11 protein-coding genes are annotated in these 12461 nt (G+C 60.2%); 1 reads left to right on the plus strand and 10 read right to left on the minus strand.

Translation table 11 applies throughout. The annotated features are described in order from the left end of the window. Position 1 precedes the first annotated feature (1 nt). From N8H74_RS10485 to N8H74_RS10510, 6 genes are read right to left on the minus strand one after another with little or no spacing between them, the layout of a single operon-like run. Positions 2 to 1711 (minus strand): NAD(P)/FAD-dependent oxidoreductase, encoded by a 1710-nt coding sequence (locus N8H74_RS10485; RefSeq protein ID WP_262147395.1) that lies wholly within the window; start codon positions 1709 to 1711, stop codon positions 2 to 4. Between the two features lie 21 nt (positions 1712 to 1732). Then, positions 1733 to 2215 carry an aromatic-ring-hydroxylating dioxygenase subunit beta gene (locus N8H74_RS10490; RefSeq protein WP_262147397.1) on the minus strand — a complete coding sequence of 161 codons (483 nt, stop codon included), beginning with the start codon at positions 2213 to 2215 and terminating at the stop codon, positions 1733 to 1735. Further along, a complete protein-coding gene (locus N8H74_RS10495) occupies positions 2196 to 3470 on the minus strand; it encodes a Rieske 2Fe-2S domain-containing protein (protein WP_262147399.1) in 1275 nt (424 codons plus the stop codon). The genes N8H74_RS10490 and N8H74_RS10495 overlap by 20 nt, the downstream gene beginning before the upstream one ends. A 41-nt stretch (positions 3471 to 3511) precedes the next feature. Next, positions 3512 to 4444, minus strand: coding sequence for a PDR/VanB family oxidoreductase (locus N8H74_RS10500; RefSeq protein ID WP_262147401.1), 933 nt, complete (start codon positions 4442 to 4444; stop codon positions 3512 to 3514). Beyond that, positions 4441 to 4857, minus strand: coding sequence for a DUF4440 domain-containing protein (locus N8H74_RS10505; RefSeq protein WP_262147403.1), 417 nt, complete (start codon positions 4855 to 4857; stop codon positions 4441 to 4443). Before N8H74_RS10505 ends, N8H74_RS10500 begins: the two co-directional genes overlap by 4 nt. Continuing rightward, positions 4838 to 6205: an MFS transporter gene (locus N8H74_RS10510; RefSeq protein WP_262147405.1), complete on the minus strand. Its 1368-nt coding sequence runs from the start codon at positions 6203 to 6205 to the stop codon at positions 4838 to 4840. Before N8H74_RS10510 ends, N8H74_RS10505 begins: the two co-directional genes overlap by 20 nt. Before the next feature lie 106 nt (positions 6206 to 6311). Between N8H74_RS10510 and N8H74_RS10515 the strand changes: the two genes are divergently transcribed. Then, positions 6312 to 7199: a LysR family transcriptional regulator gene (locus N8H74_RS10515; RefSeq protein ID WP_262147712.1), complete on the plus strand. Its 888-nt coding sequence runs from the start codon at positions 6312 to 6314 to the stop codon at positions 7197 to 7199. A 56-nt stretch (positions 7200 to 7255) separates the two neighbouring features. Here the strand turns inward: N8H74_RS10515 and glpD are convergent, their stop codons facing one another. The 4 genes from glpD to N8H74_RS10535 all read right to left on the minus strand — a co-directional run bounded on the left by glpD (position 7256) and on the right by N8H74_RS10535 (position 12461). Further along, entirely contained in the window at positions 7256 to 8794 is a 1539-nt protein-coding gene (gene glpD, locus N8H74_RS10520; protein WP_262147407.1) for a glycerol-3-phosphate dehydrogenase, read from the minus strand. A 383-nt stretch (positions 8795 to 9177) separates the two neighbouring features. Next, positions 9178 to 9933 carry a DeoR/GlpR family transcriptional regulator gene (locus N8H74_RS10525; protein WP_007953179.1) on the minus strand — a complete coding sequence of 252 codons (756 nt, stop codon included), beginning with the start codon at positions 9931 to 9933 and terminating at the stop codon, positions 9178 to 9180. 95 nt (positions 9934 to 10028) lie between these two features. Next, positions 10029 to 11531 (minus strand): glycerol kinase GlpK, encoded by a 1503-nt coding sequence (gene glpK, locus N8H74_RS10530; protein WP_217833758.1) that lies wholly within the window; start codon positions 11529 to 11531, stop codon positions 10029 to 10031. A 78-nt stretch (positions 11532 to 11609) separates the two neighbouring features. Then, positions 11610 to 12461 carry an MIP/aquaporin family protein gene (locus N8H74_RS10535; protein WP_262147410.1) on the minus strand — a complete coding sequence of 284 codons (852 nt, stop codon included), beginning with the start codon at positions 12459 to 12461 and terminating at the stop codon, positions 11610 to 11612.

The raw sequence follows: 12461 nt of genomic DNA on the forward strand, positions 1-12461 counted from the left end.
CTCAGCAGTAGCGGTACTGCGGAACCAGACCGTCGAGCGGGTTGCCGGCGATCAGATCGCCCCCCAGGCTGCTGATGACCGCGCACGCCGTGTTCAGGGCCGTCTGGATCGAGCCTTCGGCCCAGCCGCCAGTGAATGAGGCGCCGCAACCGGCCAGGTAAAGACCGGTATCCTGTTGCGGATCCAGAGCGGTGCGGAACTGATAGAACAGGCGCTCGGAATAGATGTCGTCACCGGGAAAGTTCAGCTTGAAGGCACCGAGCGCATGCTTGTCGGTCAGCCAGTCGTATTCGAGTACGTAGCGCTGATAGTCGCCGTTGAGCGGAATCAGATGGCGGGCAAATTCCGGCGCACTCATCGCCAGTTCATCCACCAGGCGCAGGCAGCGCTGCACCTTGTCGGTCATCGAGACCATCTTGTGCGAGTCGTCTTCCCAGGTGTAACTGATCAGCACGACTCCCCAGGCGTCCGGGTCCTGTGGCGCGTAGTCCAGGCAGTACACGCCCTTGACCAGGGTGTCGGTCTGGATGTTCTGCGCCAGGCCGTGCTTGAGCCAGAACTTGTCCCTGGTCAGGATGAACAGCTTGGACGAGCCGACCATATGGGTTTCGTTGATCGCCCGGGCCACGTCACGGTTCACGAACGCCTGGTTCTGGGTGAGCTTGAGATTGACCTGCAAGGCGCGGGTCGTGGTCGTGGTGATCACCCGGTCGCAGGCATAGGTTTCGCCGTTGCTGCCGGCCAGCAGGATTTGTCCGTCGGCGCCCTTATTGATCGATTCAATGCGGGTTCGGCAGATCATGTCGCGCAGTTGCATGCCGTTGAACGAGGTGTCGGCGATCAGCTCCGCCAGCGAAGAAATGCCGTTCGGCACCAGCCGCTGATTGACCTCGAGCGCGTTGACCACCAAACGCAGGATTTCGGTGAACGAGGCGCGATAAACCGACTGGAACCCGCCGGAGCCGATGCCCAGCGAGCCGAACAGGTGGAAGTCTTCCGGCTTGCGCCAGACTTTGCCACCCGGCGGGTTCTTGCTGGTGAAGATGCGCACCATGGCCGAATAGAACGAGCTGTCACCGAAGCAATCCAGATAGCGTTGCCACTCCGGCTGCACTTCACTGTAGGCATGCTGCTTGAGCAGTTCGGTCAGCAACAGCGGCGGGGCGAGTCGGGTGCCGTCTTCCAGCACCGCGCCTTCTCTGAGAAAGGCATTCCAGCCCTGATGCACGGTCGTGAACAATGCCGGCGGCGGCTGCATCGCGGCCCAATGATAAGCCTCGCCCCGATAGTGCAGCTCGGTATCGACCACCCCCGGATCGGGAAAGGCTTCGGTGGTCTGGATGCCAAACTTGTCGAGGTAATGGAAAAGCCCGACTTCGCTTGGCGGAAAGCGCATGGCGCCCATTTCCGCAATGAACTGCGGTTGCTCTTCATCGAAGCATTGGGTCAGCAGACGCCCGCCGATGTGGGTTTTTTCCGCCTCGAACAGCGTCACGCGACGGGCACCCGCCCGCAGCAGTTCATAGGCTGCCACCAGCCCGGTGAGACCGGCACCGACGATGCCAATGTGTTTTTCCGCCGTTTGCGCGGGCAGGTATCCGATGGCCTGGTCGGCATTGCGCAGGAACTGACCGTAGTCGTAGAGCAGGTCGACGTAAGGGAAAGACAGGCACGCGGTATCCTGGCGGGCAGGATTGTTCTTGGAGTTCACGGGGGGGAGTTCTCGGTCGGGTCAGATGATGAGCTGCAGGCTTTCGAGGGCGCGATCAGGGTTGAGCAACAGGATCTTCTTGCCCTGGATTTTCCACTCGCCATCGATGTGGATCAGACGATGTTCGACGGTCGCCGGGTAATGCCATTCGTGGTCGCCACGGGCTTCGCAATACAGCAGATTGCTGCTGGCGACGGCGCTGTGCGACGGTTCTTCGACCGTGATCCGTGGGCGCTGGGCAATGTGCAGGCAGCGGCTTTTCGGTTGCTGGGAAAAATTGCGGGCATTGGCCAGACGGTTGATGCGCAGGGTGGTCAGGAAGCGATCCTCGTACACCAGCGAGGATTCGTGCAGGGGGCTGCGTTGTTCGCGGTTCATGGGAATCCAGTAGGTGTAGTCGTCGCTCAGCAGCCGCTGCCAGGTGTCAAAGTCCTGTTGGTCGAGCAGGTGCATCTCGGTCTCGAGCAAGCGCTCGACGGCCCGTTCAGTTTGATCGTGGTGCATGGTCGTCCCGCATCAGGTTTTGCCAGTTGTCGTAGAAGTTGCGCATCGCCAGTTCACTGGTGCCGGACACCACGCGGGTCCGGTTGTAGGACTCGCCCGGCTCGAACAGGCGCGAGACGTTGACCCATTCGTTGGCGTCGCTGTGCAGCCCTTCCATCGCACGTTCGTACATCTCCACATCGTCATGGGCGACCATCGAGCACGGCGAGTTGATCAGGTTGTTGTACTGCACGGTCCTTTCCAGCAACTGCACGGGGGCACCCTGCAATTCGAAGATCCACGACTCGACGATGGTTTCCTTCGCGCTGACCGGGCGGATCACCCGCAAGGTCTGGATCGGACCCTTGACCATCAGGTTGGGGAAATACACGGTGTTGTGACGGGTATCGTCGAGGATTGTCCGGGCCTGTTCTTCGCCATAACTTTCCACCATCAGTTCCCAGTAGCCGGGAATGCCCGTGTAGGCCTTGTGGATCGAATTGCTGACGCCGGTGTGTCCGTGGCCGTTGGGCCACACGCGAATGCCCATGCCGGCGAAGAATTCGTACGAGGCCATGAACGGCGAAAACAGCTCCACGGCCATCGGCGCCGGCTGGCTCTGGTCGCCGGTTTCTTTCCACAGGCGAATGGCTTCGCCGGCCGAGGATTCGTGGGCGATCATCGGGTGGCAGGTGTCGGTCTGGTTGTCGACCACCATCTTCCAGTTGCAGCGATGCTTGTGCAGCAACGGCTGGCCGATCACACGCAACTGACCCTGCGGGGAGCGCATGACCATGTTGTCCAGCGTCGACAGCGACTCGCCAAAAAACTCGTCGAAACCGATACCGGTTTCGCTCAGCCGTACAAACACGAAACCGCGATAGTTGCGCATCGCCGCGACGGCCCGCATGCCTTTGTGGGCCGAGCAACTGCTCAGATCGCAGTCGTCGTATTCCTTTTTGACCGGGATGCTCAGCAGCTCGCCGTCGGTCTTGAATGTCCAGGCGTGGTAGGGGCAGCGCATGAAGCGGCCGACGTTGCCGCGAGCTTCGGCCAGCACTTTCACGCCCTTGTGCGGGCAGCGGTTGTGCAGCACCACGATGTCGCCGTTCTTCTGGCGCACCATTGCCAGGGGTTGGGCGGCGAGGGTGGCCGTGAAATAGTCGCCGGTTTCGGGAATCAGGCTGTCGTGACCCAGGTAGCACCAGCTCGCGGCAAAGACCCGCTGCTGTTCCTGTTCGAAAAGTTGCTGATCAAGGAACAGAGACTTATGCACTTCTCTGCCATTGAAATAGTTGTCCAACGGGGGAGTCCTCTTCAGATCGCCAGTTTCAGGCGTGGGCTTTTCGCCCGGGAAACGCAGGGATAGATTCGTGCGCTGCAGGCAGCTTCCTGTTCGCTCATGATGAAGTCCCGGTGCTCGACGTCGCCTTCCAGCACATCCAGCGCGCAGACGCCGCACTCGCCGCGACGGCAGTCATAGACCGGATCGAGACCGGCGTCTTCCAGGGCTTCGAGCAGGGTCTGGCCGGGTCCGACCTCGAGGGTCACGCCGGAATCCACCGCCTCAACCGTGAACCCCTGGGCACCTTCCTCTCTGGCAACGTTGAACACCTCCAGATGTACCTGTTCGCGAGCCAGCCCGGCGGACTCGGCGTGGCTCAGGATGTCGTTGAGCATCGCCGCCGGGCCGCAGACGTAGAGGCGGTCTTCGGGGCTGAGGTCAGCGAGTATCTGGCTGATCGCCGGGCGCTGGCCGGACAGGTGCAAGTGCATGCGTTCTTGCAGCAGTGTGCTCAGGTCTTCGGCGTAAGCGGCGTCCTCGGCGCTACGGGCGAAGTAGTGCAACTGCGCTGAACGATCCAGCGCCGCCAGGTGCCGGAGGATGCCTGTCAGCGGCGTGATGCCGATGCCGCCGGCGATTGCGATGTCGCGTCCGGTCCGTGCGTCGAGCGGGTAGTTGAAGGTATTGAACGGGCCTTCGAGCTGCACCTGATCGCCGACCTCCAGCGACCGTATGTACGGGCTGCTGGGGGATTCGTCGCAGAGGCGGATGGCGAAGGTGAAATGGCCTTCGGCACTGTTGCCCAGTTCCACGGTGGAGTAGTGACGCCAGTCGCCGCAGGACGGTATCAACCATTTGAAGTGCGCACCGGCATGGGCCGATCCGGTTGAAACGGGCGCGCCGCTGAGGGTGATTTCCTTGATCGATGCCGAGAGCATCCGGCAAAGGGTAACGGTGTAGTTCATGCCGGATTTTCCTGGGCAAGCGGTGTTTCATGCAGGTACAGCCAGCGGATGCTGTGGTGATGCACGCGCAGGAGCGCGATGGAAACGCGCGAAGTCTCGCGCCCGTCCTGTCGATGGGTTTCCTTGTAACGCAGGGCCACGGTCGGGCCTTCATGCCAGATCGTATGCAGGTCGCTGATGGCGATCGTGAGACCTGGACGGGCACCGACCGCCCCTTTGAACAATTGCTCGACCTGCGCTCGGTCGACCACGGCCGCGGCGGTGGTGACCATGCTGAAGTCTTCGGCGAAGACATCCATCAGGGGGGCAATGGCGGCTTCGCCGGCACCGTCGGCATTGGTGAAAACACGATGGATCAGTTCATGCACGTGGTGAATGCTGTGGCGTGCTTGTTCAACCGGGTTGTTGTTCATGGCATTCCTTTGGAGGGTTCAGTTGGCTCATGTGAAACAGCGGAAACAACCCGACCAGCGCGGCAATCGCAAAAGTGGCGTGATAGGCCGGGGTCGAGTCGAACTGTTTGAGCAGCAGGTTGTAGATCATCAGGAACAGCGCCGCGCCGACGCTGAACGACATCTGCCGATTGATGTTCCAGATCACGCTGGCCTTATGGGTTTCGCTGCCTTTGAAGTCCATCAGCGAGGTGGTTTGAGCGGTGTTGGCCCCGATCCCGCCGCCAATGCCCATCAGGCTGTAGGCGATCACGATCACCCAGATATCGGTCGGTGCATTCACCAGCATCAGCGTGGCGATCCCGGCGCTGTGCAGCAGCATGCCGAGGGTGAACAGGCGTCGGGCTCCGACCTTGTTGTAGACCCGACCGCAGGTGAGCATCGCGATGAAGGCGCCAGTGGCGTAGAGGATCATGAACATGCCGGTCAGGCGGGCGCTGAAGTGCAGGGTGTTCTGCAGGAAGAAAATGCTCATCAGGTTGACCCCGGTGAACACGCCGGGAATCGCGTAATAAATGGAGATCGAGGTGCTGAGTTTTTTGCTTTTGAGCAGGCTCAGGTCGATGATCGCGTCGCTGGCGCGACGGTAGTGCAGCAGGTACAGCGCCACAAACATCAGGCCCGCCGTGACACAGGCGATCGCTTCAACGACGGGGTAGTCACCGCCGTACAAAGACATGCCCATCAGCAGGCTGCCCAGTGCAGCGCTGACCAGCAGCAGTCCGAGGATGTCCGGACGTTGCAGGCTGGTCGGTCGGGTTTCGCGGATCCAGAACCACGATAAACCGGCGGCGATCAGCGAAAACGGAATGTTGCTGTAAAACACCCAGCGCCACGAGCTGCTGTCGACGATGATGCCGCCGACGGTTGGCGAAATCGCCGGGGCGATCAGGGCCACGGCCATCACCAGCGTGGAGATTTTGGCCCGCTGTTCGCCCTGGAACAGATTGAAGGTCAATGCCTGTCCCACTGGAATCAGCAAGCCGCCGCCGATGCCCTGCACGAAACGCCAGATCACCAGTTCATGAAAACTGTCGGCCAGCCCGCACATCCAGACGGCGGCGGTAAATACCAGCATCGAAACGGTGAGAATCTCGCGACTGCCGAAACGTCCGGCCAGCCAGGTGCTGACCGGAATAATCAGCGTCAGACCGAGGATGTAGGCATTGGCCACCCAGGCCACCGATGAACTGCTTACTTGTAACGTTGCCGATATGCTCGGTAATGCCACGGCAGACATGAATATGTTTATGCAATCAATAAAAAAGCCGATCAGAAAGATCAGCGCGATCTTGTAGCGATAATTCATTGTTCTTTCCTCTTTGTTGCAAAGCATAGGGGCGATGGACTTGGAGTGTCGATACGACTATGCTTAAAACAATGTTTGAAAGGATTGAACAGTGAACTCTACCGCCATGCATTCTCATCTAAACCGGGTTCAGACTTTCCTCGCCGTGGTCGATTTTGGCTCCTATACCAAAGCTGCAAACTACCTGAGTATCAGCAAAGCCATGGCCAGCCTGCATGTCAAGGCGCTGGAGGAAGTTCTTTCGGCGACGCTGCTGATCCGCAATACCCGAAATATATCGCTGACTGAAATAGGTCAGGAGTTTTATGAAGAGTTCAAGGGGATTGTCGCGGATATCGATAATGCCTTTGATAATGTGCTGAAGGGTAATAATCGGGTTTCTGGAAAGTTACGGATTAGTTCAACCATTGAATACGGCGAGAAGTTTATTCTTCCGCTGATACCCTTGTTCAGCGAACGTTATCCGGAAATACGCTTGTGCTATAACTTCAATTCTTCATTGAATGATCTGGTGGCGGAAAAACTGGATCTGGTGGTGCGTCTGGGCAATCTGGCGGACTCGGCTTTCAAGAGCCGCAAGTTGGCGGATTATCAAATCGTACTGGTGGCGAGCCCCGCGTTTATCGAACGCCACCCTTTGGCGCAGCCGCAGGACCTGAATGGCGTAGCGTGGATCGCCAACAGCAATCTGCAGGCGCCGACGCAGTGGGTATTGCGCGACGCTCAGGGACAGTCGGTGGAGGTCAGTGGCACCAGTCATTTCGAATCCAACTCTTCCACCGCGATTCGCTCGATGACGTTGTCGTCGCTCGGTGTGTCGGTGCTGCCGGGCTGGGTGGTCGAGGACGATATTGCCAGCGGCCGCTTGGTTCGCCTGTTGCCGACGTACTCGTTGCCTTCTCAGTCGATCAACGTGGTGTTCCCCAATACCGCGCATCTGCCGCACAAGTCGCGGGCGTTCATTGATTTTCTCCTGCTGCATCTGGCGCAGTAACGTAAAAAGCCCCTGAATCGTGAGATTCAGGGGCTTTCGTTAACGCAGCCTGAAGATCAGGCCGCTTCGATCTTGCTGCGCTTCTGCTCGACCTTGCTCAGGTACGCCGCCAGTTTTTCCTGCTCGGCCGGGGTGGTGAACAGTCCCAGTTTGCTGCGGCGCCACAGAATGTCGTGCGCCGTGGTGGCCCACTCTTCGGCGCACAGGTAATCGACTTCACGGGTGTAGAGACCGCCGCCGATGTGTTCGCCCATGTCGGCGAGGCTGTCCACGCCTTCGAGCATGCGCCAGGTGCGGCTGCCGTAGGTGGTGGCCCAGCGACGGGCGATTTCGGTCGGCACCCAGTCGAACTTGTCGCGGATCTGCGCGCACAGGGCCTGCGGGGTGGTCATGTCTTCGCCGCCGGGCAGGGTGGCGGTGGCAGTCCAGCTCGGGCGCATCTGGGTGAAGAACGGCATCAGTTGCGCCATCGCCGATTCGGCGAGTTTGCGGTAGGTGGTCAGCTTGCCGCCGAACACCGACAGCAGCGGCGCCTCTTCGGTGCTGCCGGACAGCGCCAGGGTGTAGTCGCGGGTCACGGCGGACGGGTTGTCGGACTCATCGTTGCACAGCGGACGTACGCCCGAATAAGTGTGCAGGATGTCGTCGCGGCTGATCTGCTTCTTGAAGTGGGCGTTGACCACTTTGATCAGGTAATCGGTTTCGCCGTCGGTGATTGCGACTTTCGCCGGATCGCCGGTGTACTCGCGATCGGTGGTGCCGATCAGCGTCAGGTTGTTCAGGTACGGAATGGTGAAAACGATGCGCTGATCTTCGTTTTGCAGGATGTGCGCGTGATCGCCTTCATACAGCTTCGGCACGATGATGTGGCTGCCCTGGATCAGACGGATGCCGTACGGCGATTCCATCTTCAGGTCGTCACGGATGAACTTGGCGACCCACGGGCCGGCGGCATTCACCAGCGCCTTGGCGCGGATCGAAAACAGGCTGCCGTCGGCGCGTTCCAGATGCAGGTGCCACAGGCCCTTGGTGCGGCGGGCGCTGACGCAACGGGTCTGGGTGTGGATGTGCGCGCCTTTTTCGCGGGCGGCCATGGCGTTGAGTACCACGAGGCGGGCGTCATCGACCCAGCAGTCGGCGTATTCGAAGCCTTTGCTGATTTCGCTTTTCAGTGCGCTGTCGGCGCCGAACTTCAGGCTGCGTGAGCCAGCAAGTTTTTCGCGCTTGCCGAGGTGGTCATACAGGAACAGGCCGGCACGAATCATCCACGCCGGACGCAGGTGCGGGCGGTGCGGCAGCACGAAGCGCATGGGCTTGACGATGTGCGGCGCCTTGGCCAGCAGCACTTCACGCTCGGCCAGCGCTTCGCGCACCAGACGGAATTCGTAATGTTCGAGATAACGCAGGCCGCCGTGAATCAGCTTGCTGCTGGCCGACGAGGTGTGGCTGGCGAGGTCATCCTTTTCGCAAAGGAACACCGAAAGACCGCGACCGGCGGCATCCGCTGCGATCCCCACGCCATTGATCCCGCCGCCGATCACGGCGATATCGTAGACCTCGGAGAGAGGGGGCGTAGGCAAGGTAGAAGTGGGCATCGGCTGGCCTCGGGCTCTTTTGATTTTCTGTTTGGAAATCGAACATGAATGTTCATTTGCGAAAATGGTAGCCGATAAAGACGCGCGCAGCCAGTCGACTTCGATTGAAAAAACTCATCGAAAGACGGTTAAAGGAAAATTATCGAACATGAAATGCGCGTAAGAGCGCGAGAGGTGGGGAGATTGTGCGGACGCTTTCGCGGGCAAGCCCGCTCCCACATTGAAATTCGGTGCTTTTCTGTGGGAGTGGGCTTGCCCACGAAGGCGGCCGAATGGCATGGACAAGACAGTTGCTCCCACAGGGTCTGATGGCGCTTACAAAGCTCAATGACTGTGGGAGCGGGCTTGCCCGCGAAGGCGTCATTGCAGACGCCGCAGGGAGGTCAAACGACTTCGAGACGAATCTTGTGCTGGCTCAGCAATTGCGCCAGTGCCGGCACCGGTTGCTGATCGGTTACCAGGCAATCGATCAGGCTGATCGGCCCCAGGCGAATCATTGCGTTACGGCCGAACTTGCTGGAGTCCGCCGCCAGGATTACCTGACGTGCGTTGGCGATGATCGCCTGGGACACCCGCACTTCCTGATAATCGAAGTCGAGCAGGCTGCCGTCCTCGTCAATGCCGCTGATGCCAACCAAGGCAAAGTCGACCTTGAACTGATTGATGAAGTCCACACTCGCCTGACCCACCACGCCACCGTCGCGGCGCACGTTGCCGCCGGTCAGCAGCACATCGAAATCATCCTTGGCGCTGAGCATCGAGGCGACGTGCAGGTTGTTGGTGATGATTTTCAGATGGCTGTGATTGAGCAGGGCGCGGGCAATCGATTCGGTGGTGGTGCCGATGTTGATGAACAGCGAGGCGTGATCGGGAATCTGCGCGGCGATGGCTTCGCCGATGCGTTGCTTTTCATCGCGCATCTGATCGGCGCGCATCGCATAGGCAGTGTTTTCGACGCTGGAATCGTAAGCCGCGCCGCCATGGTAGCGGCGCAGCAGATTGGCTTCCGCAAGCTGATTGATATCGCGGCGGATGGTCTGCGGGGTAACAACGAACAGCGTGGCCATTTCCTCGATGCTGACGTAGCCGCGTTCGCGGACCAGCTCGAGGATTTGCTGCTGACGGGGAGGCAGATTCATGGGGCTTCCTTTGGGCTGCCGTGCAAAATTTGCCCATGATGCCGCAGGAATCACCTCCCGACCAGTTTCCGACCTTAGTCTGTCTTCAGTCTGGCTTATTCAGCGTCTTCGCGCGCCCAGTCACGGGTACGGCTGACGGCTTTTTTCCAGCCTTTGTAGAGCTTCTCCTTCTCGACTTCTTCCAGGCCTGGTTCGAACTCGCGCTCGATCACGGCCTTGTCGCGCAGTTCTTCCAGGCTGCCCCAGAAACCGCACGCCAGGCCGGCCAGGTAGGCGGCGCCGAGGGCGGTGGTTTCGCGCATTTTCGGACGCTCCACCTGAGTGCCGAGGATGTCGGCCTGGAACTGCATGAGGAAGTTGTTCGCCACCGCACCGCCGTCCACGCGCAGGGCCTTGAGGCGTTCGCCGGAATCCTGCTGCATGGCGTCGAGCACGTCGCGGGTCTGGTAGGCGATCGACTCCAGCGCGGCGCGAATGATGTGATCCACGCGCACGCCACGCGTCAGGCCGAACAGCGCGCCACGGGCGTACGGGTCCCAGTACGGAGCGCCCAGGCCGGTGAAGGCCGGCACCAGGTACACGCCGTTGCTGTCCTTGACCTTGTTGGCGAAGTATTCGGTGTCGTGGGCGTCGTTGATGATCTTCAGTTCATCACGCAGCCATTGCACGGTGGAGCCGCCGTTGAACACTGCGCCTTCCAGGGCGTAGGCCACTTCGCCGCGCGGGCCGCACGCGATGGTGGTGAGCATGCCGTGTCGGGATTTCACCGCTTTGTCGCCGGTGTTCATCAGCAGGAAGCAACCGGTGCCGTAGGTGTTTTTTGCCTGACCCGGCTCGACGCACATCTGGCCGAACAGCGCTGCCTGCTGGTCGCCGGCGATACCGCCGATGGCGATGCCGCTCTTGGTACGGCCGTAGATTTCCGAGGAGGCTTTGACTTCTGGAAGCATTTCGCGCGGGATGTCCAGCAGCTCCAGCATCTTCGCGTCCCACTCCAGCGTGTGGATGTTGAAGAGCATGGTGCGCGAGGCGTTGGTGTAGTCGGTGACGTGAACCTTGCCGCCGGTGAATTTCCAGATCAGCCAGCTATCCACGGTGCCGAACAGCAGTTCGCCGTTGCGTGCACGCTCGCGGCTGCCTTCGACGTTGTCCAGGATCCACTTCAGTTTGGTGCCGGAGAAGTACGGGTCGGTGACCAGGCCGGTGGTGTCGCTGATGTATTGCTCGTGGCCATCACGCTTGAGTTGCTGGCAGATCTCGGTGCTGCGGCGGCACTGCCAGACGATGGCGTTGTACACCGGGCGGCCGGTGGTCTTGTCCCAGACCACGGTGGTTTCGCGCTGGTTGGTGATGCCGATGGCGGCGACCTGATCGTGATGCAGGCCAGCCTGGGCCAGGGCTTCGACCATCACCGCGCTCTGGGTGGCGAAGATTTCCATCGGGTCGTGTTCGACCCAACCGGCCTGTGGGTAATGCTGGGCGAATTCGCGTTGTGCGGTGCAGACCACGTTCGCGTCGCGGTCGAAAATGATCGCGCGGGAGCTGGTCGTACCCTGATCGAGGGCAATGATGTAGTTCTTGTTCTGAGTGTCGGTCATGTCGATTGCCTTGGACGAAAAAAGGGAGAGTGGGCCGGGGCGCAGGCTCGATAAGGGCAGGAGCCAGCGCCGACTGTTTCAAGAGGTTCTTGGTTTGCCGTCAATGGCCGGTTCTGCATCCTTTGTAGCAGGTGTGGCGCCGGTCAGGTGACGGGCAATCAGCCCGCGATACCCGGCAGCGCCGAGGCAGGCACCGACAATCGGTGCAAAAATCGGAATCAGGAAGTAGGGAATGTCCCGTGCGCCAGTGAGGGAAATTTCACCCCAGCCGGCGAAGAAAGTCATCAGTTTCGGGCCGAAGTCCCGGGCCGGGTTCATCGCGAAACCGGTCAGCGGACCCATCGAGCTGCCGATCACCGCGATCAGCAGGCCGATCAGCAGCGGTGCCAGCGGGCCTTTCGGCAGACCGTTGTTGTCATCGGTCAGGGACATGATCACGCCCATCAGGATCGCGGTGATGATGACTTCAACCAGAAACGCTTGCTCGGTCGACAGCGCAGGGTTCGGGAAGGTGGAGAACACCGACGCCAGTTCGAGGCTGGCTTGGGTGCCGCGAATCATGTGGTGAGCCTGTTCGAAATCGAAGAACAGATTGCTGTACAGCGTGTAGACCAGCAGCGCGCCGCAGAAGGCGCCAGCCACCTGGGCGAGGATGTAGAACGGCAGTTTGCGCTTTTCGAAGTCGGCGAAAATGCTCAGGGCGATGCTGACGGCAGGGTTCAGGTGCGCGCCGGAAACTCCGGCGGTGAGGTAGATCGCCATGCTCACGCCGACACCCCAGATGATGCTGATTTCCCACAGACCGAAACTGGCCCCCGCGACCTTGAGCGCGGCGACGCAGCCAGTACCGAAAAAGATCAGGAGTGCAGTACCCAGAAACTCGGCCAGGCACTGGCTCGAGAGCGATGGTTGCTGTAACGCAGTTGTCAT

The organism is Pseudomonas sp. B2M1-30 (assembly GCF_025447575.1).
Lineage (GTDB): Bacteria > Pseudomonadota > Gammaproteobacteria > Pseudomonadales > Pseudomonadaceae > Aquipseudomonas > Aquipseudomonas botevensis.